Below are 26938 nucleotides of genomic sequence, written 5' to 3'. Positions count from 1 at the left end.
GTAGAGGGGATTTGATGATGCATGCAGAATTTTTGAGTAAAGTATCGGCCTTATATCATCGCTTTCAAGAACATGATAGTGAGCAAACAGATCGTATTGCACGCTTTCGCAATATTGAACCCGAGTCTGCACAATTTTTGGCGCAACTGCTTCATATTCAGCAGCCTGAGCAGATATTAGAAATAGGTACATCAACAGGTTACTCAACATTATGGCTAGCTTATGCAGCACAGCAAGTGAATGCTCGATTAACCACTTTGGAAATTGATGCTGAGAGAAGTCAGCAAGCCGCTAGTCATCTTGCAGATTTCAATTTATCCAATGGCGTTGAATTTTGGGTCGGTGATGCAGCTGAATATCTGAAGCAGGCGCAAGCCATCTTTGATTTTATATTGCTAGATGCTGAGCGTGATGCTTATATCGACTATTGGCCAGATTTGAAACGACTAATGTGTGTTTCACGCGGAGTTTTGGTGGTTGATAATGTTCTATCGCATGCGGATCAAGTTGCAGATTTTATAGCACTTATTCAGCAAGAAAAGCAGTTTAGTTTGTCTACACTGGCGATTGGCGCAGGTTTGTTGTTAGTGACGAGAGATCATGAAAAACAATCAGGATAAATCCTGATTGTTTGTGCTTGAAAAATTAATGAATACTTAAGCGTGTAAAGTGCAAATCATATTCTAAATATTTATGAACAAAGGCTGTTTTATTATTACATCGAACTAAATTGTTATAAACAAATTCAGGCACGGGATGATACAACTCGCCTGAACCATCGGCATAGAAAATTTTTAAATAGCGTGAAGAAGCATTGTATTTCCAGGATGTTACCGCAATTGTCCCCATAAGCGACTCCCCATCATCTCAATGGAATCACAGCAAAATGGCTGCTTCTTTTAAACTTATGCCAAACTTGAAAAGTGATGTATTACAGTTTTGTAAATAAAAAAACCGTACATAAAGTACGGTTTTTTTAAGTGATCAATTAACGCATTTTCGCAAGGAAACGACCTACACGGGTAATGGCTTCACGTAGTTCATTTTCAGCAGGGAGGAATACCACACGGAAATGATCTGGTGTAGGCCAGTTAAAGCCTGTGCCTTGAACCAGAAGTACTTTTTCCGCACGAAGTAGATCAAGCATCAGTTTTTCATCATCTTGAACTGGATAGATTTCTGGGTCCAATTTCGGGAAGCAATACATCGCGCCTTCAGGTTTAACACAAGATACGCCAGGAATGTCATTCAACATTTGCCAAGCAATATTACGCTGTTCGTACAAACGACCGCCTGGGCGAATTAAATCATTGATTGATTGGTAACCGCCTAAAGCTGTTTGGATCGCATACTGTGCTTGGTGGTTGGCACACAAGCGCATAGAAGCGAGCATGTCTAAACCTTCAATATAGTCGACCGCACGAGACTTATCACCTGTGATTGCCATCCAGCCTGAGCGGTAACCCGCAATACGGTATGCTTTAGATAAACCATTGAATGAAATACAGAGTTGGTCACCCGCTAACGCTGCTACAGAAACATGCTCAATACCGTCATAAACGATTTTGTCGTAAATTTCATCTGCAAACAAAATTAAATCATGCTTTTTAGCTAATGCAACGATTTGCTCAAGCACATGACGTGGATAAACTGCACCTGTTGGATTGTTTGGATTAATAATCACGATACCACGGGTGCGTGGTGTGATTTTACTCTCCATATCTATAATATCGGGATACCAGAAGTTTTCTTCATCACATTTATAGTGAATCGCTGTACCGCCTGATAAATTCACAGCAGCCGTCCAAAGCGGATAATCTGGCATCGGGACGAGCATCTCGTCACCATCATCTAACAAGCCTTGCATTGCCATCACGATCAATTCAGAGACACCATTGCCGATATACACGTCATTAACGTGCATATCTAAAATGCCTTTTTGTTGATAGTACTGACAGATGGCTTTACGCGCAGGGAAAATCCCTTTTGAGTCGGTATAACCTACTGCATTTGGCAGGTTTAAAGCCACATCGTTAATAATTTCTTGAGGTGCTTCAAAGCCAAACGGTGCAGGGTTGCCAATATTGAGTTTGATAATTTTATGACCAGCTTCTTCCATTTCATTGGCCGCTCGTAACACTGGTCCGCGAATGTCGTAGCATACATGCTCAAGCTTAGACGATTTTTTTATTTCGCGTGGGGTTTGGAGAGTGTTCGGCATTTTGATGTTCTCGGAAAGAGTGGAGGTCACTTTTGCATAACGATATAAATAACTTTTAAATGTTTCTGTTGTTACTAGGTCTAGATGATGTTCATCTCTAAGTAAAGCAACAATTTTTTCATGCGTAAATCCTACCTGTTGATATTGTTTAATCACAGGCAGTAGATGTTTAAAAATAACGCTCTTTTTTTGCGACATTTTTTAATCCTAAGCAAGAATGCCTATAAGAGTAACATTAAAATTGCTTCCAAAAAAGCATTTAAGAAATAAAATTGCTCACCATGTTTTTAAATTTGCTTACTTTTTGCTTTTATTGGGATTATAGGTCTTTTGTAAATTGTGAATTAAACACTAGAAATTTTAAGATGAATCACGTAAATATGGGATTATCCTATTTTAAATAGCAAGATAGAAAGGGACCTAATCATGGGAAAGCTCAGTAAAACAGACCGAGAATGGCAAAGAGAGTTATCACCAGAGGAATTTCGCATTACGCGACAAAAGGGGACGGAGCCAGCTTTTACAGGTAAATATTGGAATACTAAACAAGCAGGGACTTACGTATGTCGCTGCTGTGGGACACCTTTATTTATTTCTGAAAATAAATATGACAGCGGTTGCGGATGGCCAAGTTTTTATAAGCCCGTAAATACAGCTGTTATAGAAGAGCATCAGGATACTTCACATGGCATGGTGCGTACTGAGATTGTATGTCATCACTGTGATGCTCATTTAGGCCATGTTTTTACAGATGGACCTGAGCCTACAGGTTTACGTTACTGTGTAAACTCGGCTTCATTAGAACTAGAAACACAAGAAAAAAGTGATGAGGATACTTATCCATGACAAACATTTATCAGTTTGAAGCGGAATTGTTAGATGGGAAAAATAAATCTTTTGCTGACTATGAAGGCAAAGTCCTGCTCATAGTTAATACAGCCAGTAAATGTGGCTTTACTCCACAATTTGCAGGTTTAGAAAAAATATATGAACAATACAAGGCACAAGGTTTTGAAGTTTTGGGCTTTCCTTGTAACCAATTTGGGGGGCAAGATCCGGGAAGTAATGAGCAAATAGGCGCATACTGTCAAAAGAACTATGGAGTTAGTTTCCCTATGTTTTCCAAAGTCGATGTGAAAGGCCCTGAGGCTCACGCCATCTTTCGTTATTTAACTAATAATAGTAAAGGTATTTTAGGTAGTGGGATTAAATGGAATTTTACCAAGTTCTTAATTGGAAAAGATGGCAAAGTGATCAATCGTTATGCACCAACCACTAAACCTGAAGCAATTCAAGATGATATTGAAAAAGCACTGCAAGCTTAAATTTTTTTGGACTGGTTGTGAATAGTCAGTTTCAGCCTGATGGTGTAGAGTTTTGGAGTGATTCATGCATGCCTTATGTGGAAACACGTAGGGCATGTGAAAGTCGTGCCTGTTATAAGTCGCATAGCCATTCCACTTTTTCGATTGGGGCTGTAGATGAGGGGCGAAGTATATTTAGTAGTGCCTTTGCGGGAACACAAGCTATAGAAGTGGGTACGTTGGTCTTGATTCCAGAACATGTGGAGCATGCTTGTAATCCAGTGGAAGGACAAGCATGGAGTTATCAAATGATGCATTTAGATGCATCTTGGCTGAAACAACTTCTATATGAAACAGAGCAAGATTATTTAGGAATACCTAAATTTAAACCGAAAATCTATAAAGATGCCAACATGTATCAAGATTTCAGTCGGTTGAACAATCAGCTATTTAGCCCTAGATTGTCCTATTGGGAAAAAGAACAGACTTTAATTACGACGCTCGCTGAGTTGTTATTACCTCAAATTGCACTTGAGCAAATTGTAGTTAGTTCCTATGCACAAGAAGAATTGAGTTATCTTTTGACGATGATCCAGCAAGAAGAAGCGTTTTTATCTTTAGAAGAAATGTCAAAAGCAATACAATTAAGTCGCTATGCCATTATTCGGCTTTTCAAAGCATCGTTAGGTATGACGCCACATGCTTATCAGCTCAATTATAAAATAAATCAAGCACGCTCATTCTTGAAGCAAGGTATGGACATTGCGCAATTAAGTTATGCGCTAGGTTTTAGTGATCAAAGTCATTTTCAGCGCGTTTTCAAAGCTTTGACAGGGACAACACCGAAATTTTATCAGAAGCAACATCGCGCAATTTTATCCAAGAGTCCATTTTAAGTAATCGTTAGGATTAACTCGATTTTTTATTGAGTTATGTGATGGAACTTTTCATTATTATTGCTGTGACACATTTTGTTGCTTTGCTTTCTCCGGGTCCAGATTTTTTCCTGATTTTGCTAACTTTTCTGAAGAGTGGTCGAAAAATGGCACGATATACCGTTTTGGGTATCGTGACGGGTAATGCCTTAATTCTAATATTGATTTTTATTTTATTGTGCTGGCTTGGTTACATCCATCCCTATGTGTTGATGCTATTGCGTGGATTAGGCATTGTTTATCTAACGTATTTGGCGTGGCAGTGTTTAGTTTATGTGCAGAAAGAAAAAATCAAAATAGATGAAAATATACAGCCATCCCCACAAGCGAGAGGCGCTTGTTTTGTCAGGGGGTTACAGTCTAGTCTTTTGAACCCAAAGAATATGCTGTTCTATAGTAGTCTGATTCTTTTGGTTTATTCGAAATTTAATGTAGTTCAATTACTTTGCATTAGTCTGTGGATGGTGGGGATAGTATTGATTTGGAATTTACTGTTGTTGAAACTTTTTAGCCTAAATCATTGGAATCAATATTTAACAAGGCAACTGGGCTGGCTTTATAAGGTATCAGGTCTCTGTTTTGCCATTTTTGCCATAATTTTGTTTATAGATGGGCTAATCTAAAAGCTTAATAATGTCTAGAGTTTGTTGATTTATATAACTTATAACAATGAAGTAATTAATTCTCATTTGAATTTACTATCCAAATAAGAATCAAATAGTTTTGATTAAGACTAATTCTCATTTACTATCAGGTTCGAATTTTAGATTGATGAAAGAGGGTGGGAAATGGTTAAGCTAAAACCATTAGTGTTAATGATGGCATGTGTATCTGGGTACAGCATTTCACATGCTGCTGAAACTCAAGTGGTCATTGAATCTGACTCATCATCTCAAGCGAGCAATGTCACAGCTTTAGAAACAATTCGAATTGTTGCAAGTGCTGATGCTTCTGCAAATGGTTTAATGGAAGCTTTCGCTGGTGGACAAGTAGCAACTGGTGGTCGAGTCGGGATTTTTGGGAATCAAAAGAATCTTGATACACCATTTAATTTGACCAGCTATACCAATCAATATATCCAAGAACGTCAAGCGAAAAGTGTAGGTGATGTACTTAAAGCAGATCCTAGCGTGCGTGTAGGGCGGGGGTATGGCAACTTTCAGGAAAATTACTACATCCGTGGTTTTAACTTAGGATCAGATGACACCGCTTATAATGGTTTATACTCAATTTTACCTCGCCAGTATATTCCAACAGAACTCTTTGAGCGTGTAGAAGTATTAAAAGGTGCATCTTCATTCTTAAATGGGGCTATGCCGAGCAATGGCGGGATTGGTGGAGCAATAAATCTCTTACCGAAGCGAGCAGGAAATGACCCGTTAAATCGCGTGACTGTCGGTACAGATTTTAATGGCGGTTATCTTTCGAATGATATTTCGCGACGTTTTGGTGAAAATCAGCAGTTTGGGGTGCGAGTAAATACCGCCTATCATGATGGAAATACATCCGTTGATGATGAAAAGAAATCGCTTGGACTTGCTGCAATTGGATTAGATTACAATGGTGAGCGCTTACGTCTTTCTGGTGATATGGGGTATAGCAATAATCGTTTAAATGCAACGCGACCAAATGTAACATTAGCTGCTGGATTAACATCAGTACCAAAAGCTATAGATAGTTCGAGTAATTATGCTCAAAAATGGTCTTATTCAAATGAAGAAAATATTTTTGGAAGTTACCGTGCTGAATACGATTTCAATGACGCGATTACTACTTACATGGCTTATGGATTCCGTCATGGTGAAGAGCAAAATTCATTAGCAAATTACACTTTGAGAAATGCTTCTACAGGAGCAAGTACGCTTTACCGTTTTGATAATGCCCGTGTTGACATGGTTAATACGGGCGAAGTCGGGCTACGTGGGAAGTTTGATACGGGTTCGATCAAGCATAATGTGGTTGTTTCTGGTTCAGTATTTCAACTGAATACCAGAAATGCTTATTTAATGGATTCGGGGAATCCGTTGAATTCTAATATTTATCAACCTATTCAATACGACCAACCTGCTGCTCTATCTCCAGCATTCTCAGGTGGAAATATGGATAGTCCGAAATTAACTACACGTACACGTCTAAGAAGTGTTGCAATTGGTGATAATTTGACAGCATTGGATGATACCTTAGTCATTATGCTGGGTGCGCGTTATCAGCAAATTCTTCAAGATACATATAACTATTCTCAAGTGAAAACAGGCACGTATGACGAGAGTAAATGGACACCAGCACTCGGGATAACCTATAAAATCACACCTGAAATTTCGGTGTATGCTAATTACATTGAGTCTTTAGCGAAAGGGCTAACGAATACAAGTGGTGGTGTCACAACGTCACTCAAACCTTTTGTAGCAGAGCAAAAAGAAATTGGAGCTAAATATGAAAATGACGATCTTGGGGTGACACTAAGTTTATTTGATATTAATAAACAGCGTGGCGTCATGCAAAATGGTGTATTCAGTGATGCTGGTGAATATGTCCATCGTGGTCTAGAGTTAAGTAGTTATGGCAAGCTTACTGACTCCTTAACTGTTTTAGGTGGGGTGACGTGGATGCATGCAAAGCAAGAAGAAACTGGTTCGACGACCTATGATGGAAATTATGAAGTAGGTGTTCCTGAGTTTCAGGCAAATCTTGGTGCAAATTGGAAGTTGCCCCTTCCGCAAGATATTTCTTTGAACGCTCAATTGACTTACACGGGTTCCACCTATGCTAGTCTGGACAATAACTTGAAGGTTAATGATTGGACTACGCTTGATCTGGGTGCAAGCTATAAAACTCAGTTGGGGCAAACCCCAACTACATTTAACTTCCTTGTGAATAATGTATTTGATCAAGATTATTGGAGTTCCGTTGGTCTGTATGACAATATCAACAGTACAAGCAATACCAATAATGGTTACTTGGTTGCTGGTTTACCTCGTACATTCATGCTTAGTGCATCATTTGATTTTTAATCGAAGAAAAAAAAAGAAAACCTCCGCTACAGGAGGTTTTCTTTTTTAGATGAACTTATTTATAAAATTGCTTTTAAGCGCGAAATGACTTGCTCACACTGTGCAAGGTCGGCGACTAGAGCAAGACGCACATGGTTTTCGCCTGGGTTGCCTTGCTCAGTATTGCGTGACAAGTAACGCCCTGGAAGTACTTTGACATGTGCTTTCTCCATCAGCATTTTTGCAAAAGCTTCATCATTATCTACTTTTAACCAGTAGTAAAAGCCTGCATCTGGTTTTTGTAGAGGGAGTAAGTGGCCTAATTCGTTTTGAAATAAGTCAAATTTTGCACGATATTGTACACGGTTTTCTTCAACATGTGTTTCATCATCCCAAGCCGCAATCGAAGCCAACTGGTGTTGTACAGGCATCGCTGCACCATGATAGGTACGGTATTGTAAATAAGGTTTGAGTAATGTTGCATCACCTGCGACAAAGCCAGAGCGCATACCCGGTAAGTTTGAGCGTTTAGACAATGAGTGGAATACAACACAGTTTTTGTAGTCATTTCGGCCTATTTCAGCACAAACTTCGAGTAGACCCACAGGCGCAGTATCAAACCAAAGTTCTGAATAGCACTCATCCGATGCAATGACAAAACCATATTGGTCTGAAAGTGCGATTAATTTTTTAAACTGCTCTTTTGAGAGTACCGCACCTGTTGGGTTACCTGGCGTACAAACAAACAGTAAGGCAGTTTTTTCCCAGACCTCAGCAGGTACAGCATCAAAGTCACCGAGATAACCATTTTCTTCAGTACAATTTACAAAATATGGTTTTGCTCCAGCAAGTAAGGTAGCACCTTCATAAATTTGGTAGAACGGGTTAGGCATCACCACATAAGGTACATCTTCGCGGTTCACCAAGGCTTGAACAAAAGAGAAGATTGCTTCACGGGTACCAGAAACAGGCAGGATGTTGTTCTCTGCACTAATTTGATTGAGTTGAAAACGACGGGTCAACCAGTTTGCAATACTGGTACGTAATTCTGGCAGACCTTTACTGTTTGGATAGGTCGATAAATGTTGAAAATTATCAATAATGGCTTGTTTCACAAACTCTGGCGCAGGATGCTTAGGCTCACCAATCGAGAGTGGAATGAGGGGTAAGTCTGCGGGAGTAATATCCTGAAATAGTTTATTTAACTTTTCAAAAGGATAAGGATGTAAAAGGGATAAACTCGAGTTCATGAAACAAAATACCAGTGTGTATTGTTAATGTTGACCACAGACCTGACTAGACGCTTCATCTAAGGCAGATTTTAGTTGAGCAGCAAAAGTCTCAGCTTCAGCTTCAGTCATGGGTTGACCATCTTTTTTAGTGACAAAGAAAATATCTTCGGCACGTTCACCTAGAGTGGCAATTTTAGCAGAGTGAATATCTAGACCTTGCATCATAAACAACCCGCCCACTTTGGCAAGTAGGCCGGGATGGTCAAGTGTTGCAATTTCGACCATGTTTTGTTGCAGTGCTTCATTCAGCGTAATATCAACGGTGTTTTCAATGTCAAAATGGCGCAGCTGACGTGGGATGCGGCGTTGCATGAGACCAGGATATTTATCTGAATTGACTAAGGCATCTTTTAAAGCAGACAGTACTTTGGCTTCACGTTCTGGGTCAGTCAGTAGGGTGCCAAAGCGGTCAAGCACAACATAAGTGTCTAAACTAAATGCTTTGGTTGCGGTAATAATACGCGCATCTTGTACATCCAAATTCATACGGTCAAGTATGGCAACCGTTGTTGCAAACAAGTTGGGCTGATCTTGAGTATAAATAAAGATTTGTACTGCATCCTGAGCAAATTTACGCTGTGCACGCATCAAAACCAGCGGTTCTGGGTTATCACCATGCTGTAAAATAGCACGTGTGTGCCAAGCAATTTCATCTGCAGATTCTTTGAGGAAATATTCGTCTCCCAGTTCTTGCCAGACTTTTTCGACGTCATCCAGTGCAAACTCTTCGACCAGTTGTTCACTGGCAGAAAACTTGGTGTCCTCAATGAGCATTTGATAATCCACAGGACGGCCTAAACCTGAGCGAATCACATCACGTGCATGCGTATAGAGCTGACGCATGAGAGAAGCGCGCCACGTATTCCAAAGCGAAGGATTGGTTGCATTGATATCTGAAACAGTTAACGTATACAGATAGTCGAGATGTTCCATGTCGCCCATTTTCTCAGCAAAAGCTTTAACCACATCGGGGTCAGAAATATCTTTCTTTTGAGAAGTGACGGACATGAGTAAATGGTTTTGGATGAGCCACGCGACAAGGTTGCATTCGCGTTCGGTAAAACCATGATTACGACAGAATTCAATCGCATCAGTTGCACCCAGCTCACTATGGTCTCCACCACGGCCTTTAGCGATATCATGGAAAATGGCAGCCAAATAGACAATATCCCGACGTGCTAGACGTTGGAACACCGAACTCACGACAGGGAAGTCTTTGGCAAACTCAGGCTCTTTGAAGCGGTTTAAGTTACGCAGTAGTAGTAAGGTGTGTGCATCGACTGTGTAGATATGGAACAAGTCATATTGCATTAACCCCATAATCTGCCCAAATGCAGGAATATAGTTGCCCAATACTCCATAACGTTTCATTGCCACCATCGTCTCATATAAGCGATGTGGTGAGCGAATGATCGCCATAAACAAGGCTTGATGGGTTGGGTTATCCCGAAACTCTTGATCAATGTGCTTTGCAGCTAAAGTGAGAAGGCGTAAAGTCCGTGCACGAATACCCGTAATCTCAGGACGGTTTGCCAATAAATAAAAAATTTCTAAGATGGCACTTGGGTTTTCAGAAAAAATCTTATGGTGTTGAACAGCAAGTTTGCCATCAACTAGTTTAAAATTTTCATTGATTTCTTCAATGTTACGTTCGTAGTTTGGTAGGCGTGGGGTAATGACCGACTCGTTGAAATAAGCCAACAGCATTTCATTCAGTGTGGTCACTTGTTGAGCGCTTCGATAATAACGCTTCATGAATTGCTCAATTGGGTAATTCGGGGATTTGCCTTCTTCGCGCACATAGCCAAACTTCGCAGCAATATCGCGTTGATAGTCGAATAATAAGCGGTTTTCATCGCGTTTGGTGAGGCGATGTAAGTGGTGACGAATTTCCCAGAGGAAGCTTTCGGCTTCTTCTAATACCCCTAACTCGAACTCTGAAATAAAGCCCAAATGCACCAAGTCATAAATGCGATTGACGCGGAAATGCCGCTTTGCAATCCAACCAATTTGGTTAATGTCCCGAATGCCACCCGGCGCATTTTTTATGTCGGGTTCTAGATTGCTTTCTGTGAAATTGTGTTGCGCATAGCGTTTGGCCTGTTCTTCCATTTTTGCATCATAGAAGGTTTTATCTGTCCATGTTTGCGAAACAATACGTCGTGGCCATTTGGCTAAGTGTTCATTGCCTATAATTAAACGGGACTCGATGAGGGCTGTGGCAACAGTTAAGTCATTTGTGGCTTGTTCAACACAGTTGGCAATGGTACGTACACTAATGCCAGGTTTGAAATTGCCGACATCCCACAGGGAGGAAATAAAGACAGAAATGAGCTTTTCTTGTTCTTCGCTAAATTCATCTTCAGACAGGATCATGATGTCTACGTCTGAATAAGGCAACATCTCTCGGCGACCATAGCCACCAACAGCAAATAAGCTCAAATCGGTTTGATTGAGTTCAGCATGTTTCCAAAGGAAAATAAGTGCCTCATCAATCAAATTTGAACGGGTTAAAATGACATCACGGATGGATTGACCATGATCAAAACTCTCTTGTAATTGATTTTCGACATCACTACGCCATTGATTGATCGCTTTAATGTCGTGATTACTGCTGACATAGCTAAGCAGTGGAGAAGTATTGATCATGTTCCGTATCCGTAAATTTTAACAACGCTTAGTTTTGATGAACGCTAACCAGTTCTGCTGTTTGAGCAGCGAGTTCACGTGCTTGGTCAGTTGTTTCAGCACGTGCTGTTGCAACGCCCATACGGCGACGTGTAAAGCCTTCTGGCTTACCAAAAATGCGTAAATCAGTATTTGGGTTTGCCAAAGCAAGATTTAAGCCAGAAAAAGATAAGTTGTTTGCATCTACACCCGCATAAATTACGGCACTGGCTGCAACACTATGACGTGCCGTATTTACAGGTAAACCTAAGATCGCACGCGCATGAAGTTCAAATTCACTTTGGAACTGAGAAGCAAGCGTTACAAGACCTGTGTCATGTGGGCGTGGTGATACTTCACTAAACCACACTTTATCGCCTTTGACAAAGAGTTCTACACCGAAAATACCACAGCCACCCAATGCGATGGTAACTTTATTGGCAATACGCTTTGCTTCATCGAGGGCCACTGGTGACATAGCTTGAGGTTGCCAGCTTTCTACATAATCACCCGCATCTTGGCGGTGACCAATTGGATCACAGTACGACGTTTCAATTTCACCTGTTTCAGGGTTTTTAGAGCGAACTGTTAATAGAGTGATTTCAAAATCAAAATCAATTTGCGATTCTACAATCACAGTTCCTTGGTTTACACGACCACCTGTTTGCGCATATTCCCATGCAGCATCTACTTCTGCGAACTCTTTTACACGGGATTGACCTTTACCAGAAGATGACATGACAGGTTTAACAAAGTTTGGATAACCAATGTCATCACATGCTGCACGGAACGACTCTAAGGTGTTGGCAAAGCGGTAAGCAGAAGTGGGCAAACCCAGTTCTTCAGCAGCTAAACGACGGATGCCTTCACGGTTCATGGTGAGGTTTACTGCTTTTGCAGATGGAATGACTGTGGCAATATTTTTTTGTTCGATTTCAACCAATACTTGGGTTGCAATGGCTTCAATTTCAGGAACAATCAGGTTCGGCTTAATGTCTTCAATAAGTTGTTTCAGCGCTGTCGCATCTGCCATATTTAAGGTGTGGGCATAGTGTGCCACTTGCATTGCAGGAGCATGATCGTAACGGTCAGCAGCATGAACTTCTACACCTAAGCGTTGTAGAGAAATCACAACTTCTTTCCCTAGCTCTCCAGAACCCAGTAGCAGGACTTTAAATGCTGAAGACTGAAGTGGGGTACCAATAGTAACGCTCATGTAAATCATCCATGCTTGATTTTATGGGCTTTTAGAATAGCAGAACTCTTAAAGGTGTTCAGGGTTCATTCACATAAATTAATGATATTGTCCAACAATTTTTTTTATAAAGCGATTGTGTTTACATACGTGCATTTGAAGTAGCAAAATCGTATTTCTGAGAATTGCTCAACCAAATTCAAAATGCCACGAAAAATGCATTCTAAAATTGATACTTTTAGCCGTTTTGTAAATTGAGTTTAGGTCAAGCTAAGTTTTAGGGGGAACAGATAGTTAAAAAACTACAGGAATATAGGTATATACCAAGCCGTAGCTGAGTGCTGCGGTCAGTGTAGCAGGGACAATTTGCTTAAATTTGAAATAAAGCCCAGCCAAGACGATGAAGCCGACTAACATGGCAAAACTTTTATTGGGTGCATCCAACAGTGGTGGCAAAGTTGCAACCACCAGCATCGAACTAATTGCTGAAATACCAATTGAACCCAATGCAATCTTCAACCATAAAGCACCGCGCTTTTGTGAACCTTGTTGAAGCTTTTGAATGACGAAGAATGGCCCAAAGCGTGAAGCAAAGTTTGCAATACCCACTAAAATGCCGACCAAGATAATTTCGATATTCATGTTTGATCTCCACTATGTTCGGGGTCTGGTTTTTTCAGTATATAGTGCTTAAACAAGCCAGCAAAAATACCTGAACTGATGCCAATAAAAATGGCAGCAGATAAGTCAATAAAGTAACAGGCAATCGCAGATACCAGAATAGTCACAGTGACCACGAAAGTGTGCCTCTTTTCAAAAGCTGCCAATAAAAAACTTAAAAAAAGTGCAGGCAATAAAAAGTCTAAAGCGGCTTGTAAGAACTGGGGTAAATGGCTGACTTGGTCTGCAAACATTCCACCTAGAAAAGAACCTGTCGCCCATGCGAGCCAACTGAATAGGCTTAAACCCAGCATCCAAGACTCAGACCATTCTTGGCGACGCTGTGACAACTTGATCATGCCTGAAGCAAAGACTTCGTCGGTTAATCCCCATGACCAAATAGCAGTTTTCTTTAGGTTCAGTTTATCTTGAATTAGGTTCTGTAGCGCAGGGCCGTAGAGTAAGTGACGAATATCTAGGGCAATGACAGTGAGGGCAGTCATCCAAATAGATGTACCACTACCGAGCAGTGCAACGACTAAAAACTGACTAGCACCTGCATACATTGAGCAGGATAAAAATAAAGCCTCCCATGCACTAAAGCCAAACTGGGTTGCAGATACACCAAAGGCAAAAGAAACAGGTAGATAGGTAAAGATAATCGCTTGGCTATCCTTAGCCCCTTGCCAAAAGCCAGCAGCTTGTGCAGGAGTGGGATTAAGTTCGGACACAACACACCTTGAAGAAGACTTTATCACTAGGTCAAAATTGATTGTGTATTGTAACTGAATTCACTAGCATAGTGCCGAATTGTTTGTTGAGGCGTTTAACCATGTTGAAGCTCGAATTACGTACTTTAGGGCTGGCTGCTATTATTGTGAGCAGTTTACTTTTGCAAGCTTGTGGACAGTCAGAGCAAGCTCCTGAACAAAAAGTAGAAATTAAGGCTGCGCCAAAAATTACCAATGACGCAACAGAATATGCACAGCGTGCTTGGGCATTTATTAATGAAGTCGATAGTTTGGTCTATCACAAACAATTGGATCAAATCGAAACTAAAGTACGACAACCTGCACGTAAGCTCAGTACAGAGTGGCGTATTAATGTCAAAATGACCGACTCTGTGACTGAAGGAAAGTATGCGTTATGCCGAAAGGCGTTGACGAGTTTGGATGTCTGGGCGCGAGCAACTTTAGAGAAAGATAGGCAGATCATAAAAGCGCAACACGAATATGAGCGTGACAAAGTTCAGTGTAAGGATGCCATTGATCATCCAAATTTAGGTAACACGAAAGCCAATAACAATATTTTTTAGTTTGAATAAAAAAGGCGAAAATAATTTCGCCTTTTTTAAATGATTACGATGAATTACGATTTTAAGGTGCTATTTGAAACAGCTTTTGCATCTTTATTTTTTACGTCTTTGCTCACTTGATTCTTTGTTTCGCTTTTTACTTTTGCCTGATTAGAGCTTTTTGATTTTGTATTGGTTTCAGCATTCACTTTGGTTGCTGTCGCAGTTTTTACATTTTCCACAGTACCTTTAGATTTAGCAGTGGCTGTTTTATTGGTAGTCGTCGTTTTATCTTTCATTTTTGTAGTTTCGGCTTTTACTTCGGATGTTTTTGCTTTTTGAGCTACGCCATTCACTGCTACACAAGAACCCCCTTTGTGATTTGGGCCTGTTCCACCAGTTAAAGTTGTACCTTTAGGGCAGGCAAATGCTGATGCGCTTAGTACTGAGAAAAGTCCTGCTGTGAGAAGTGTTGTGATTTTTTTCATCGTATTCATCTTTTATGTCATAGGCATTCGCGCCTAACTGAAACATAAAGATATTTAATGTAAACGGAAATATGTAAATTGTATGTTTAATTATGAATTTTGGCTCCTTAAGTGAATATGAATCATAAAAAATATTGTTTTCAAACAATGCGAGTGGAGAGAGGAGATCTTAAGTTTATTTTCAAAATTACATTGTTGCGTGTGCTAGCGTATGAAGTCTTGGAAGATTAAGAATTTCAATTTTTTTAAACGATATTTTCAAAATCCCTTGTTGTTCTAGTTGATGTAATTCTTGGTTAATGGTTTGCCTTGAACACATTAGCATTTGAGCTAGCTGTTCTTGAGAAAGGTGTATCATATGGTTTTCAATATGCACATGGTTGCCATAGCCATTCAAAATAAAAAGCAAGCGTTGAGCCAACCTTTGGCTAATATTTTGACTTTGGATAGCGATCAATTCCAAAAATGCGAGACGTAACTTTTGCGAACTAAGCTGCGCAATATGAAACCAAAATTGCGGATGTGTGTGGAGTAAGTCTTCAATGGCAGTGTTGGAAATTTTTAGAATGGTACTTTTTTCAACAGCAATTGCATGATGGGAGCGAGGTTGTTGATCAATTAATGAAATTTCTCCAAACCACATGATAGGCTCAGCAATTGCCGCAATTGACTCATTTCCTTCAATATCAATATAGCCTAAGCGGATTTTCCCATGAAGGACGGCATAGATTCCGTCGAAAGCATCGCCATGATGAAATACGGCCTGATCCCGTTCTATATGCACTTGTGTGGCGTGATGTGTAATGAAATCTTGAAATAAAATAGGTAGTTGGGAATACCAAATGTTATTTTTTAAAATGTGGAGTTCAGCTTCCTTAAGCACATTCAATCCTTATAATGAATCTTAAAAATTTCCATATTTGTAATTGTCACTTAGCCGACAACTTAGGTCGAGTTTTTTTTATATATTGAATAAAAGTATTTTACAAGGACGATTAAAATGTCAAAGCTTGAGCAGTTACTTAGCCAATATGCGGCTTACCATCTCGATCATAAGAATATTATGACCCACTTTGTGGGTATTCCCCTGATTGTGTTTTCAATTATGTGCTTAACCGCAAGAGCAGGCTGGGCTGTGGGTGGTTTTGAAATCACTTTGGCGATGGTTTTGATTTTAGCGAGTATTGTTTACTACCTGAGCTTAGATCGAATTTTTGGTCTGATCATGCTGGTGATCTATGCCATGGCTTATCCATTGGCGTATAAAATTGCGCAATTTGATTTGGGTCTTTGGTTAAGTTTAAGTATTGGTATTTTTGTGGTGGGTTGGGTGTTTCAGTTCGTTGGACATTTTTATGAAAAGAAAAAACCAGCGTTTATGGACGATGTAATTGGCCTCGCCATTGGTCCATTATTTGTTTTGGCTGAAATGGTGTTTATGCTTGGTTTTAGAAAAGATATCGAGCAACGGATGCTAGATGCAGCGCGTAAACAACGTGCGACAATGGACAATAAGCATGTCTCTGTGATATCACCTTAATAAAATCAGTTTAAAAAGCCAGTGAATTTCACTGGCTTTTTTATGCTGTTTTAAGATGTCTTCGAGACTTTATGTGTATCTGGCTGAACTTTGGATGCATTCGGGCTTGGAGCATGAGAATCTTTATGGGATTTATTGGTCATGTCATTGGCTTTCATTGAATCATGTTCCACCATTTTATCTTGCTTTATGGCTGGATCATGTTTAGCCATTTTATCTTGCTTTGCTACTTTCTCTTGTTTCATGCCATGATCATGCTTTGCCATGTTCATGGTCGGGACACACTTACCACCTTTATGATTTACACCTGTACCACCCGACAGTGTTGTGCCTTGAGGGCATGCAAATGCTGTTGCACTAAGGGTGGTGAATAAACCTGCTGCAATAAATGTGCTGATCTTTTTCATTTTCGTTTGTTCAATGAAGGCATTAGTGCCTGTGATTAAATTAGCGATAATACAAAAGAATAGAAGTTATAATATTGTGTGAGATCCAAATGGATCAGGTGTTTATATGTTATTTAATGCTGTTTTTAAGCTTGGTTTAAGCTTATAAAAAAACCCGATTGGTATCGGGTTTTTTTATATTCGAAATGGCTTATACGTTAAAGCGGAAGTGTAGAACATCACCGTCTTGAACGATGTAGGTTTTACCTTCTAAACGCCATTTTCCTGCTTCTTTCGCGCCTGCTTCACCGTTGTATTGAACAAAGTCATTATAAGCAACACATTCAGCACGGATAAAACCTTTTTCGAAGTCAGTGTGGATCACACCTGCCGCTTGTGGTGCAGTTGCACCCACTTTAACGGTCCAAGCACGAACTTCTTGTACACCCGCCGTGAAGTAAGTCTGTAAACCCAAAAGACCGTAGCCTGCACGAATCACGACGTTTAGCCCCGGCTCTTCCATACCTAAAGCTTCAAGGAACTCAGCACGGTCTTCATCTTCAAGTAGTGAAATTTCAGCTTCGATTTGGTTGCAAAGCGGAACGACGATTGCATTTTCTTCAGCTGCAAGTTTTTTCACAGCATCTAAATGCGGATTATTTTCAAAACCATCTTCTGCAACGTTCGCAATATACATGGTTGGTTTTAAAGTCATTAAACCAAAACCACGAACCAATTTACGTTCGTCGTCGTCTAGGTCAGCAGCACGGGCAGGTTTGCCTTCATCAAGTAAAGGTAAAATTTTGTCTAAAACCGCTTTGGTTGCAAGTGCTTCTTTGTCGCCACCTTTTGCAGATTTTGCTAAACGAGTTACAGCTTTTGTCACAGTTTCTAAGTCAGCAAGTGCAAGTTCCGTGTTGATGGTTGCGATGTCATCAAGCGGGTCAATTTTACCGTTAACGTGAATGACGTTTTCATCTTCAAAACAACGTACAACGTGAGCAATCGCATCCGTTTCACGAATATTTGCAAGGAATTGGTTCCCCAAGCCTTCACCTTTAGATGCGCCCGCAACTAAACCTGCAATATCTACAAATTCCATAGTCGTTGGAATTACGCGTTGAGGTTTTACAATTGCGGTAAGTTTGTCTAAACGTGGATCTGGCACAGGAACGATGCCTGTGTTCGGTTCAATGGTACAGAATGGGAAGTTTTCAGCAGCAATAGCAGCTTTAGTCAATGCATTGAAAAGTGTAGATTTACCAACGTTCGGCAAGCCGACAATACCGCAATTAAAACCCATGAAATAACTCACAACGTGTTATATAAAAATTGCCAGTGATTTTACATGAAAGCCATGACAAAGTCAGGTCTCAGGGCAGAAGAATCAAAGTTGTAAATCATGTTGCGGGTAGAACGTCCTCATTTAAGCCCTATATACGAGCCTTTTAAGCCTTTTCTTTTAATAAAGAAACTAGATTTAACAGATCTGTTGCATGTAGATCATTGTCTATGCAAGGACTAGAGTCTTTCAATTGGGCTGCACCATACTCAAAGGGGCGTTCAATATAAGCCGTCAGAAGTCCACAGCCACGTGCTGCAGCAAGGTCATCTTGATGGGTAGCCACCATCATCACTTGATTGGGTGCAACATTAAGTAAGTCTGCGACACCTAAATAGGTTTTAGGAGAAGGTTTGTAGGCTTTAAAGTTTTCAGCAGAGAAAATAGTGTCCCAAGGCAATTTTGCATACTTTGCTAAATCGACCAATAAACGGATGTTGCCATTTGAAAGGGTACAAATAATATAATCTTGTTTTAATTGATTAAGCGCTACGACTGTATCTGGCCAAGGGTTGAGACGATGCCAAATAAAGTTTAAATCGCTTTTTTGAGCTTCGCTCAGTGTGGAGATTTGATATTTCACTAAAAGCTCATCCAAAATGAGGCGGTGAATATCATCAATGGAAGTCCACGGCTGCTGACCCAACAAAACCTGATCCATTGCAGGTCGATAGCCTGCACGCCAGTCTAATGCAAATTGATTGGCATTGATGTTCAAGGCTAGGCGTTCCACTTCTTGGACGATTGAAGAATGCCAGTCCACGACAGTTCCAAAGATGTCGAAAGCGAGTACTTTAATTTTAGAGGAATGACTCATCTTAGGGGGATTATTCTTATTTAGGCTTGAGGATACGTTATAGCTTATACATGTCTATCTGTATATTGAGAGCCATATTTTTCTATATGAATTTGAAATAAAACATTTTTAATTCGGTTGATTAGATTGCTGTCATAAATCAGAAGCGATTATAAGTAGGTAGTGAACTTGATATTAAAAAGCCCTCCTTAGAAAAAGGAGGGTTAAAAACTTAAGTGGGGGTAGAGTGCTCTACTTGATATGGGAGATGTGATTAAACCTTTCTTTTATCAAGCTGATTTGCCAGATTGTCGCCAATCGCTTGTACACACATCACCAAAATCACGAGCACGACAATCACGGCCAACATGATCTGCATATCAAAACGCTGATAACCATAGCGATAGGCGATATCACCTAAACCACCCGCACCAATGGCGCCTGCAATGGCAGAGGAGTTAATCATGGTCACAATGGTCACGGTAAAACCCGCGACAATTCCGGGTAGTGCCTCAGGTAACAACACATGCCAAATGATTTGAGTACGGTTACAGCCGATCGCTTGCGCAGCCTCAATCAACCCTTGATCTACTTCGCGTAAACTGACTTCTGCAATTCGTGCAAAAAAGGGGGTTGCCGCCAAAGTTAAAGGGACAACTGCTGCCCAAACGCCATAACTGGTGCCTACAATCCAACGTGTGAGTGGAATGAGGGCCACCATCAATATAAGGAAGGGAACAGAACGGGTGATGTTTACCAACCAGCCTAAGCTATGGTTGATACTTTTAGAGGGATAAATGCCATGCTCAGAGGTACTGACGAGAACCACTGCCATAGGTAGACCAATGAGTAAGGCAAAAAATGCAGATGCGCCGACCATGATTAAGGTGTCGATAGTGCCTGTCAGTAATAAATCAATGAGTTGGTCGTGCATAGCCAAGTACCTCTACATGTGTGACATGCGCTTTTAGTTTTTGTAGTAGCGATTGAATTTCTAAGCCCTGTGTGGGAATAGCAATAATCAATGTTCCAATTAAATGGTTTTGGATGGTGTCGACCTGACTTTGATACAAATGCACAGTTTGTGGAAAGTACTCCAAAATCTGTTTTAAGTCAGGTGGATGATGCGCATCTGAAGTCGAGCGAATTTTGATAATGGCATGTGTATCGAGCTGCGTGGGTCCCGCATTTAAGCGAAAAGGCAAATCGAGTTGTTCTAGATTCAGCAGTTCTTGGGTAATGCCTTGCTGCGGTTGAGAGAACACAGACCAAACTTCACCTGATTCCACAATTTCACCGCCATCAATGACCACGACCTGATCGCAGATTTCCCGAATCACCTGCATTTCATGGGTAATCAATACAATGGTGATACCCAACTTCTGATTGATCTCTTTGAGCAAGGACAACACCACAGAGGTGCTTTCTGGATCGAGTGCAGATGTTGCTTCATCACAGAGTAAAATTTCAGGATGGTGAACCAATGCACGGGCAATGCCGACACGCTGTTTTTGACCGCCAGACAGTTGTGATGGGTAATGCTGAACCTTATCGCTCAGCCCAACCAACTGTAAAACTTCATTGACTCGTTGTTCGATGTCTTGTTTGGGATAATTGGCAACGATGAGGGGCAGTGCGACATTTTCATAGACTGTTTTGGCAGACATTAAATTAAAATGTTGGAAAATCATGCCAATGCGTTGGCGGAGCTGAATTAATTCAGCATGACTCAATGTTGCCAAGTCTTGCTGATGGATATGAATATGACCTTCATTAATACGTTCTAAACCATTTAAGGTGCGGAGTAGGGAAGATTTACCTGCGCCACTTTTGCCAATAATGCCAAACACTTTCCCTGTCGGTATGTCGAGGTCAATATTTTTGAGTGCATGTACACTATGCCCTTGTACTGCATAGTGTTTGTTTAAATTACGAATTTTGATATGTGGAATGGAAAAATCCACATGAGAACCAAAGCTGACCATTCTTTTTCTCCTTATTTCCAGCCTTCAAACCACAGACCTTGGCCAAAATCACGGTCTAAAATTTCTTGAACATGTTTTGAGTTTTGGAATGCTTGCACAAAAGTCGCAAGTTTTTGGTTTTGGTCTGGATAGTCTTTACGTGTCACAAATAAAATGGCGTATTTCTTGTCTATCGGATCAAGAAAAAGGGCATGATGCGGATCTGTGACCTTAGCCATTTTTAAATAATGCGGGAAGCCAAAAATTAAATCGGCATCATTAAATGCATGGGCAGTTTGTGGGCCTTCTACTTCAATAAACTGAAGTTGTTTAGGATTGCTCACAATATCTTTTACGGTAGACAATTCATTGTTGATATCTTTGAGCTGAATCAAACCTGCACGATGCAGTAAAATCAGTGCACGCGCTGAATTCACAGGGTCATTGGGAATAACCACACGGGCTTGAGTGGGTAGTGCATCTAAGGACTGATATTTTTTAGAATATAGTCCGACATGACTTCCTGTGCCTGTGGCGAATGCATGCAGGTCATAATTTGTTTCGCGAATTGCATTGCGTAGAAAGACGCTTTGCTGAAAAAAGTTGGCATCAATGTCACCATTTTGCACAGCAACATTTGGCGCATGCCAGTCCGAAAATTCAACCAGTTTGACCTGAATACCTTGCTTTTTTAAATCATCTGCCACGCTTTGCAGCAATTCTGCATAAGGTGGGCTAATGCCAATCGTTAAGACATCATCCTGCGCATGGCTTTTGCTATAGCGGTAACCCGCTAGAGCAAAAATTGCCACGATGACACTCAAGCCAATCAGCCATTTTTTTCGATTTTGAGTGAAAGATTGCGTCATGGCCTATACTCACTTCCAACCAGGGAACCAAAGTTTTTCGCCAATTTCACTATTCAAAGTCTGTTTAACTTTGTCCGATGTTTGATAAATCTTGATGAACTTTTCAAGTTGCGCGGCTTTCTCTGGGTGTTTCTGTTGGTAGTCGTCACGCACCACAAATAAAATCGAATACAGGGTATTGGTGTTGTCATCTAAGATCAGTGCATCATTTGGGTCAATGGTTTTTGCAAGACGTAAATAATGTGGATAGCTAAAGACCAAGTCAGCATCATCAACGGCACGTGCAGTTTGTGGACCTTCAACTTCAATAAACTGAAGCTTTTTAGGATTGCTCACAATATCTTGCAGATTCGATAGATGATTGTTTGGGTCTTTTAAGCTAATCAATTTGGCCTGTTGTAACAGTAAAAGCGCACGGCCTTGGTTGACTGGATCATTTGGAATAACTGTACGTGCATTTTCAGGAATCGCATCAATCGAGTCATATTTTTTTGAATATAAACCGACGTGTGTGGTGACGCCTTTATCTAGTGCTTTCAGTTTAAATTGAGTTTCTTTGATAGCGTTATCTAAGAAGGGTTGATGCTGGAAATAGTTGGCATCAATATCACCATGGTTGAGCGTGATATTTGGAGTGTTCCAATCTGAGAATTCCACCAGTTTGACGTTGATGCCTTGCTGTTTTGCTTCATCTACAGCCACTTTTAACGGATTTGCAAAGGGTGGGCTGATCCCAATCACCAGTTCAGTGTTACTCGATTTTTTATGATAAGACCAAGCCACTAGTGCGATGACGATAGCGGCGACAATTACCCCAATAATGGTAAATTTTGTTTTTGCAGTTTGAGCCATGATATTTCTCGTATTTTAAAATTTATGCGGTTTGTTTTTGCTGTGTTTGAGTATGAGGGGGCGAGCTTTGACAGCGATACTGCTGTACTGGGTGGTCTGCGGACAGTCGGTCACCTTGAGCGAATAATTTGTGGCGTAAACTACCTGTTTCATAGGCAGTTTTATAACGGCCACGCTCTTGTAACTCTGGGATGACCCAACGAATAAAGTCTTGATGTGACTCAGGAGCAACGGTTCGTGTAAGGTTAAAGCCATCTACACCAGTTTCATCTAATAGCTGGATGAGTTTTTCTGCTACAGTTTTTCCGCTCCCGACTATTAGCGGGTAGCGTCCTCCCAGTACATGCTGGGCTTTTAAATCTGCTCGGGTAACTTTTTGCTCTTTAAATTTGTTATTGACCGAGGCAATGCTATTGGTTTGTTTATAGGGAATCGCTTCATCATCTGTGAACTGAGCCAAATCTATTCCGACTGAACTTGAAAAATGCGCCAAACCTGCTTCTGGACTGGCATAGCGAATATATTCGGCGAGTTTTTCTTGAGCCAACTCGTCCGTTTCTGCCGTCACCACACTAATACCGACAAAGAGTTTAATAGCTTGCTCATTGCGCCCATGGCTTAATGCAAGCGCACGAATTTTATCGACTTGCTGTTTAAGTTTTTCAGGCGTGTCAGCACCAATAAACATGGCTTCAGCATGTTGGGTTGCAAAGGCTAAGCCTTTGCTTGAGGCACCCGCTTGATAAAGCACAGGTGTACGTTGAATAGATGGGGAAACCTGAAAAACGCCCTGACTTTGGAAAAATTTGCCTTGATGCTGGATGGCATGAACTTTTGAAGGGTCAGTAAAGACACGGTTTAACTTATCTTTTTGTATGGCATCGTCTTCCCAAGAACCTTCCCAAAATTTATAGCAAAGTTCGAGAAACTCTTCGGCTTGTTCATAGCGCAAGTCGTGATCTTTTAAACCTTTTTGACCAATTAACCGTTCTGCGCTGTCTAAGTAGCCGGTGACAATATTCCAGCCAATACGACCGTGGGTTAAATGGTCGAGGCTTGCAAAGCGCCGTGCAAATTGGTAAGGCGACTCATAGCTCAGATTCACAGTGACACCAAAACCTAAGTGCTGTGTAACGGCGGCCATAGCAGAAACGAGTGTACTAGGGTCATGGCTTGGAAGCTGAATCGACTCTTTTAGGGTTAAATCCAGACTATTTTGATAAACGTCGTAGACACCCGTAATGTCGGCGATAAATAAACCATCAAATAAACCTAGCTCTAAAGTTTGCGCCAAATCGGTCCAATAGCTGAGCTCATTAAAACGATGCGACTCATCGCGTGGGTGTGTCCACAAACCGTGATTGATATGACCTACGCTATTCATATCAAAGGCATTCAGAATGATTTGTTTCGGATTTTTATTTTGAGATGATAGTGTCATTACAATGTCCCTCTGCGTGGCGGAAGCACACCATTAAGGAGATAATTGGCAATGAAGTAATATTTCCAACGTGACGCATCATGTAGCGTGTGAACACGTGCATTACGCCAAAAGCGGTCTAGGCCATCTTCACGTTGACTACCACGACTGCCTGCCAGTTCAATCAATTTCGAAGCTGCTTTTAATGCGGTTTCTGTGCTGTGGGCACGAACTTTCGCTACATCCAGTGATGCTTTAGCAATGTTATCAGCTGTTGGATTAGGACGTGCTGCGTCAATGGAGCGAGCAGCTTGTTTGAGTAAGACTTCACTGGCACGTACATCGGCAACCACTCGTCCCAGTTCAAACTGTGTTAAAGGATCATCGGTTGCCTGTTCAACAGCAGAGTCAATCCATGGACGAGCCCGACGTACACGAACCAGTGTTTCCTCAAAAGCAGCACGTGCAATGCCCGTTTCAATCGCTGCATGCATAATTTGAGCAAAAGGCCCCACCAGAGTCGGTCTGGAAAATGCTGTATCGAAAGGAACAATATCTTCTGCACCTACAGCGACATGATTAAATTTGACTGTACCGCTACCTGTGGTACGTTGACCAAAACCTGACCAATCATCAATCAGTTCTAGCCCTGTACTACTACGTGGGATAAAGACCAGAAACTCTTTGTCATCGGCATCTTTGACTAAGGTCGGTATGCGGTCTGCAAACAGGCTGCCCGTGCAATAAAACTTTTCACCATTGACCTCATAGCCTTGTTCCGTTTGGCTCAGTGCAGTTTGTTTTTGTGTTGCATTTTTAGTTTTAAACTCAGCCAAGGCATTACCAAAGCGAGCGCCTTTGAGCACTTCTGCATAGAGTTTACGCTTTTGTTGTTCAGTACCGTTATTACGTAAAACCTCTAAGGCATAGAAATGGTTCTGTGGAATTTGTCCAATCGAACCATCCACACCACTCATTAGCGCAATAATTTGTGCGACAGTATAACTGGAAACATCGGCTCCCCCGAATTCCTTAGGTACAGTAATGGCCCAAAGGCCAGTTTGGCTATAGGTCTCGATTTCCTCAAAAGGCAAAATACGTTCCGCATCGCGTTGGATAGCCTGTTGTTTAAACTGCTCAGCTAAATTTTTGGCAATTTCTAAGGCTTCGGCATCGCTTTGAATAATATGTGCATACGCCGTGTCTTGGGATTGAAGAGGAAGAATAGGTTGAAATGAAGTCATGACGTTCTCCTTAAATCCAAGCGTGGCGGGCAGGGAAAGTGTTATTCAAATAGTAGTTACCCAGTGCATGCAGCTTCCAGCGGATCGGGTCGTGTAAGGTATGCACACGTGCATTGCGCCAATGTTGATCTAAATTATGTTGGCTTAGGCTTGAACGACTGCCGCCAAGCTCTAGGAGTTTTTCAGAAATTTGTAGTGCAGCATCATTGGCATAGACCTTGGCTTCGGCGACTAAAATGGAGGCTTGAGCTGCTTGTTCCGCACTGACAACGCTCAGTTGGTCAAGTTCATCTAAATATTCGGCAGCTTCGTCGAGCAGTAGGATAGCGGCATCCAGTAGCACTGCAGATTTGCCGACTTCTTGTAAGGTGTAATGTTCAAAACTGGCTTTCTCAACCTGCGCATCGACAATCGGTCGGGCTTTTTTAACCGCTGACAATGTGTCTTCAAACGCTGCTTCTGCAATACCCACATCAATCGCGACTTGCATTAGCTGAGAGAAGGCACCGCGATAAGTAACGTCCTCAGCTAGTTTCCGCTCATCAAAGATAAGGAGTGGATCGACTTCAACCCGTTGTAATTTTACTGTGCCACTTGAGGTTGTACGCTGACCAAAACCGTTCCAGTTATCAATGACTTCGACACCTTGTGCTGTGGCATCAACAAGCGTCAGTACCACATAACCTTCAGGGTGAATGGCTTTAATGGCTAACCAATGGGCAAAGCTACTCCCTGTAGAATAGAACTTTTCACCATCGACATAGTAACGACCATTTTCAATGCTTAATGTCGTATTTAATGTTTTAGTGTCTTTGGTATTTCGTTCGGGGCCACCATTGGCAAGGCGTTTGCCGTTTAATATTTCATTAAAAATAAACTGTTTTTGTTGTTCGCTACCTAAAATATCAATCATGTTGAGTAGCGCAATTTGGTTTTGTGGAATTTGACCGACACTTGAGTCGGCTTTATTAATAATGCGAAAAACCTGAGCTAAAGTTTTATTGGAAACAAATGCGCCTCCAAAAGCTTGAGGAATACGAATACCGCCTAAGCCTTTTTTGCTGAATAATTCGATTTCAGCAAATGGAAGCTGACGGTTCTGATCACGTTGATCCCGACCTTCTAAGGCAAAGTCAGCGACATGATAGGCTGCATTAATCGCATCCTGATCATTTTGTATCACGTGAATATTTTTAGAGAGAGTATGAGACATAAAAGCACCTTTACTTAATCTCTATACGCTACTTGGGATTGTTTGAATGATTAAATGAAGGATTTTGAATTGCTTAGCAGCTAAAAAGTTAAAAATAAAATATGCTAAGTTTAATCATTTGATGAATATTATAAGTATCTGAAAAATATAAAATATGTATTTTAGCTGTAGTCTAAGCAAGGTCGTTAAATTTTTACTTATTCATATTTGAGATATTGTAGAGAAAAAAACGTATAAATTTGATAAAGGCTGTTGAACATTTGCTG

Annotated in this window: 27 protein-coding genes; 8 read left to right on the top strand and 19 right to left on the bottom strand. The window is 40.9% G+C overall.

Annotated features, from left to right (window positions below; all coding sequences use genetic code 11):
• Positions 1-14: 14 nt before the first annotated feature.
• A complete protein-coding gene (locus B9T36_RS10010) occupies positions 15-620 on the top strand; it encodes an O-methyltransferase (RefSeq protein ID WP_086209343.1) in 606 nt (201 codons plus the stop codon).
• A 25-nt stretch (positions 621-645) separates the two neighbouring features.
• Here B9T36_RS10010 and B9T36_RS10005 read toward each other — a convergent pair whose 3' ends face one another.
• Both B9T36_RS10005 and B9T36_RS10000 read right to left on the bottom strand, forming a co-directional pair.
• Positions 646-849 carry a KTSC domain-containing protein gene (locus B9T36_RS10005; protein ID WP_086209342.1) on the bottom strand — a complete coding sequence of 68 codons (204 nt, stop codon included), beginning with the start codon at positions 847-849 and terminating at the stop codon, positions 646-648.
• 139 nt (positions 850-988) lie between these two features.
• Positions 989-2419 carry a pyridoxal phosphate-dependent aminotransferase gene (locus tag B9T36_RS10000; protein ID WP_086209341.1) on the bottom strand — a complete coding sequence of 477 codons (1431 nt, stop codon included), beginning with the start codon at positions 2417-2419 and terminating at the stop codon, positions 989-991.
• A 228-nt stretch (positions 2420-2647) separates the two neighbouring features.
• On the opposite strand from B9T36_RS10000, the gene msrB reads away from it, so the two are divergent.
• The 5 genes from msrB to B9T36_RS09975 all read left to right on the top strand — a co-directional run bounded on the left by msrB (position 2648) and on the right by B9T36_RS09975 (position 7471).
• Positions 2648-3067, top strand: a complete 420-nt coding sequence (gene msrB / locus B9T36_RS09995; RefSeq protein ID WP_004693474.1) for a peptide-methionine (R)-S-oxide reductase MsrB — start codon at positions 2648-2650, stop codon at positions 3065-3067.
• The gene (locus tag B9T36_RS09990; RefSeq protein ID WP_086209340.1) at positions 3064-3546 is read left to right on the top strand and encodes a glutathione peroxidase; all 483 of its coding nucleotides are present in this window, start codon (positions 3064-3066) and stop codon (positions 3544-3546) included. Before msrB ends, B9T36_RS09990 begins: the two co-directional genes overlap by 4 nt.
• Positions 3547-3614: 68 nt before the next feature.
• Complete coding sequence (locus B9T36_RS09985; RefSeq protein ID WP_086209339.1) at positions 3615-4421, top strand: AraC family transcriptional regulator; 807 nt, start codon at positions 3615-3617, stop codon at positions 4419-4421.
• A gap of 41 nt (positions 4422-4462) precedes the next feature.
• Positions 4463-5083 (top strand): LysE family translocator, encoded by a 621-nt coding sequence (locus B9T36_RS09980; protein ID WP_086209338.1) that lies wholly within the window; start codon positions 4463-4465, stop codon positions 5081-5083.
• 165 nt (positions 5084-5248) lie between these two features.
• Positions 5249-7471: a TonB-dependent receptor gene (locus B9T36_RS09975; protein ID WP_086209337.1), complete on the top strand. Its 2223-nt coding sequence runs from the start codon at positions 5249-5251 to the stop codon at positions 7469-7471.
• Positions 7472-7530: 59 nt separating this feature from the next.
• Here the strand turns inward: B9T36_RS09975 and dapC are convergent, their stop codons facing one another.
• The 5 genes from dapC to B9T36_RS09950 form a co-directional block, all read right to left on the bottom strand.
• Positions 7531-8700 carry a succinyldiaminopimelate transaminase gene (gene dapC, locus B9T36_RS09970; protein ID WP_086209336.1) on the bottom strand — a complete coding sequence of 390 codons (1170 nt, stop codon included), beginning with the start codon at positions 8698-8700 and terminating at the stop codon, positions 7531-7533.
• A gap of 24 nt (positions 8701-8724) precedes the next feature.
• Positions 8725-11391, bottom strand: a complete 2667-nt coding sequence (glnD, locus tag B9T36_RS09965) for a [protein-PII] uridylyltransferase (protein WP_086209335.1) — start codon at positions 11389-11391, stop codon at positions 8725-8727.
• Between the two features lie 28 nt (positions 11392-11419).
• Entirely contained in the window at positions 11420-12634 is a 1215-nt protein-coding gene (purT, locus tag B9T36_RS09960; protein ID WP_171264453.1) for a formate-dependent phosphoribosylglycinamide formyltransferase, read from the bottom strand.
• Between the two features lie 264 nt (positions 12635-12898).
• Positions 12899-13246, bottom strand: a complete 348-nt coding sequence (gene ygaH, locus B9T36_RS09955) for an L-valine transporter subunit YgaH (RefSeq protein WP_086209333.1) — start codon at positions 13244-13246, stop codon at positions 12899-12901.
• The gene (locus B9T36_RS09950) at positions 13243-13995 is read right to left on the bottom strand and encodes an AzlC family ABC transporter permease (protein ID WP_086209332.1); all 753 of its coding nucleotides are present in this window, start codon (positions 13993-13995) and stop codon (positions 13243-13245) included. Before B9T36_RS09950 ends, ygaH begins: the two co-directional genes overlap by 4 nt.
• Before the next feature lie 101 nt (positions 13996-14096).
• On the opposite strand from B9T36_RS09950, the gene B9T36_RS09945 reads away from it, so the two are divergent.
• Positions 14097-14579 (top strand): hypothetical protein, encoded by a 483-nt coding sequence (locus B9T36_RS09945; protein WP_086209331.1) that lies wholly within the window; start codon positions 14097-14099, stop codon positions 14577-14579.
• Between the two features lie 53 nt (positions 14580-14632).
• Here B9T36_RS09945 and B9T36_RS09940 read toward each other — a convergent pair whose 3' ends face one another.
• Positions 14633-15046 (bottom strand): hypothetical protein, encoded by a 414-nt coding sequence (locus B9T36_RS09940; RefSeq protein ID WP_086209594.1) that lies wholly within the window; start codon positions 15044-15046, stop codon positions 14633-14635.
• Positions 15047-15233: 187 nt separating this feature from the next.
• Positions 15234-15929 carry a Crp/Fnr family transcriptional regulator gene (locus B9T36_RS09935; RefSeq protein WP_086209330.1) on the bottom strand — a complete coding sequence of 232 codons (696 nt, stop codon included), beginning with the start codon at positions 15927-15929 and terminating at the stop codon, positions 15234-15236.
• Positions 15930-16046: 117 nt separating this feature from the next.
• Between B9T36_RS09935 and B9T36_RS09930 the strand changes: the two genes are divergently transcribed.
• Positions 16047-16586, top strand: coding sequence for a DUF962 domain-containing protein (locus tag B9T36_RS09930; RefSeq protein ID WP_086209329.1), 540 nt, complete (start codon positions 16047-16049; stop codon positions 16584-16586).
• A gap of 50 nt (positions 16587-16636) precedes the next feature.
• Here the strand turns inward: B9T36_RS09930 and B9T36_RS09925 are convergent, their stop codons facing one another.
• From B9T36_RS09925 to B9T36_RS09880, 10 genes are all read right to left on the bottom strand, one after another.
• Positions 16637-16993, bottom strand: a complete 357-nt coding sequence (locus B9T36_RS09925; protein WP_086209328.1) for a hypothetical protein — start codon at positions 16991-16993, stop codon at positions 16637-16639.
• A 190-nt stretch (positions 16994-17183) separates the two neighbouring features.
• Complete coding sequence (gene ychF, locus B9T36_RS09920; RefSeq protein ID WP_004693442.1) at positions 17184-18275, bottom strand: redox-regulated ATPase YchF; 1092 nt, start codon at positions 18273-18275, stop codon at positions 17184-17186.
• Between the two features lie 145 nt (positions 18276-18420).
• Positions 18421-19131, bottom strand: a complete 711-nt coding sequence (locus tag B9T36_RS09915) for a haloacid dehalogenase type II (RefSeq protein ID WP_086209327.1) — start codon at positions 19129-19131, stop codon at positions 18421-18423.
• A 253-nt stretch (positions 19132-19384) separates the two neighbouring features.
• Positions 19385-20044, bottom strand: a complete 660-nt coding sequence (locus tag B9T36_RS09910) for a methionine ABC transporter permease (RefSeq protein ID WP_004693438.1) — start codon at positions 20042-20044, stop codon at positions 19385-19387.
• Positions 20025-21095 carry a methionine ABC transporter ATP-binding protein gene (locus tag B9T36_RS09905; RefSeq protein ID WP_086209326.1) on the bottom strand — a complete coding sequence of 357 codons (1071 nt, stop codon included), beginning with the start codon at positions 21093-21095 and terminating at the stop codon, positions 20025-20027. Before B9T36_RS09905 ends, B9T36_RS09910 begins: the two co-directional genes overlap by 20 nt.
• An 11-nt stretch (positions 21096-21106) precedes the next feature.
• The gene (locus tag B9T36_RS09900; RefSeq protein ID WP_086209325.1) at positions 21107-21943 is read right to left on the bottom strand and encodes a MetQ/NlpA family ABC transporter substrate-binding protein; all 837 of its coding nucleotides are present in this window, start codon (positions 21941-21943) and stop codon (positions 21107-21109) included.
• Between the two features lie 9 nt (positions 21944-21952).
• Entirely contained in the window at positions 21953-22795 is an 843-nt protein-coding gene (locus B9T36_RS09895; RefSeq protein ID WP_086209324.1) for a MetQ/NlpA family ABC transporter substrate-binding protein, read from the bottom strand.
• Positions 22796-22817: 22 nt separating this feature from the next.
• Positions 22818-24236, bottom strand: coding sequence for an LLM class flavin-dependent oxidoreductase (locus B9T36_RS09890; RefSeq protein WP_086209323.1), 1419 nt, complete (start codon positions 24234-24236; stop codon positions 22818-22820).
• Positions 24236-25459 (bottom strand): SfnB family sulfur acquisition oxidoreductase, encoded by a 1224-nt coding sequence (locus tag B9T36_RS09885; protein ID WP_086209322.1) that lies wholly within the window; start codon positions 25457-25459, stop codon positions 24236-24238. The genes B9T36_RS09890 and B9T36_RS09885 overlap by 1 nt, the downstream gene beginning before the upstream one ends.
• Before the next feature lie 10 nt (positions 25460-25469).
• Positions 25470-26672 (bottom strand): SfnB family sulfur acquisition oxidoreductase, encoded by a 1203-nt coding sequence (locus B9T36_RS09880; RefSeq protein ID WP_086209321.1) that lies wholly within the window; start codon positions 26670-26672, stop codon positions 25470-25472.
• Positions 26673-26938 lie beyond the last annotated feature (266 nt).

Origin of the sequence: Acinetobacter sp. ANC 4204, from assembly GCF_002135205.1 — a bacterium.
GTDB lineage: Bacteria > Pseudomonadota > Gammaproteobacteria > Pseudomonadales > Moraxellaceae > Acinetobacter.
The sequence above is the reverse complement of the archived record's forward strand: the minus strand, read 5'-3'. Positions and strand labels throughout refer to the sequence as shown.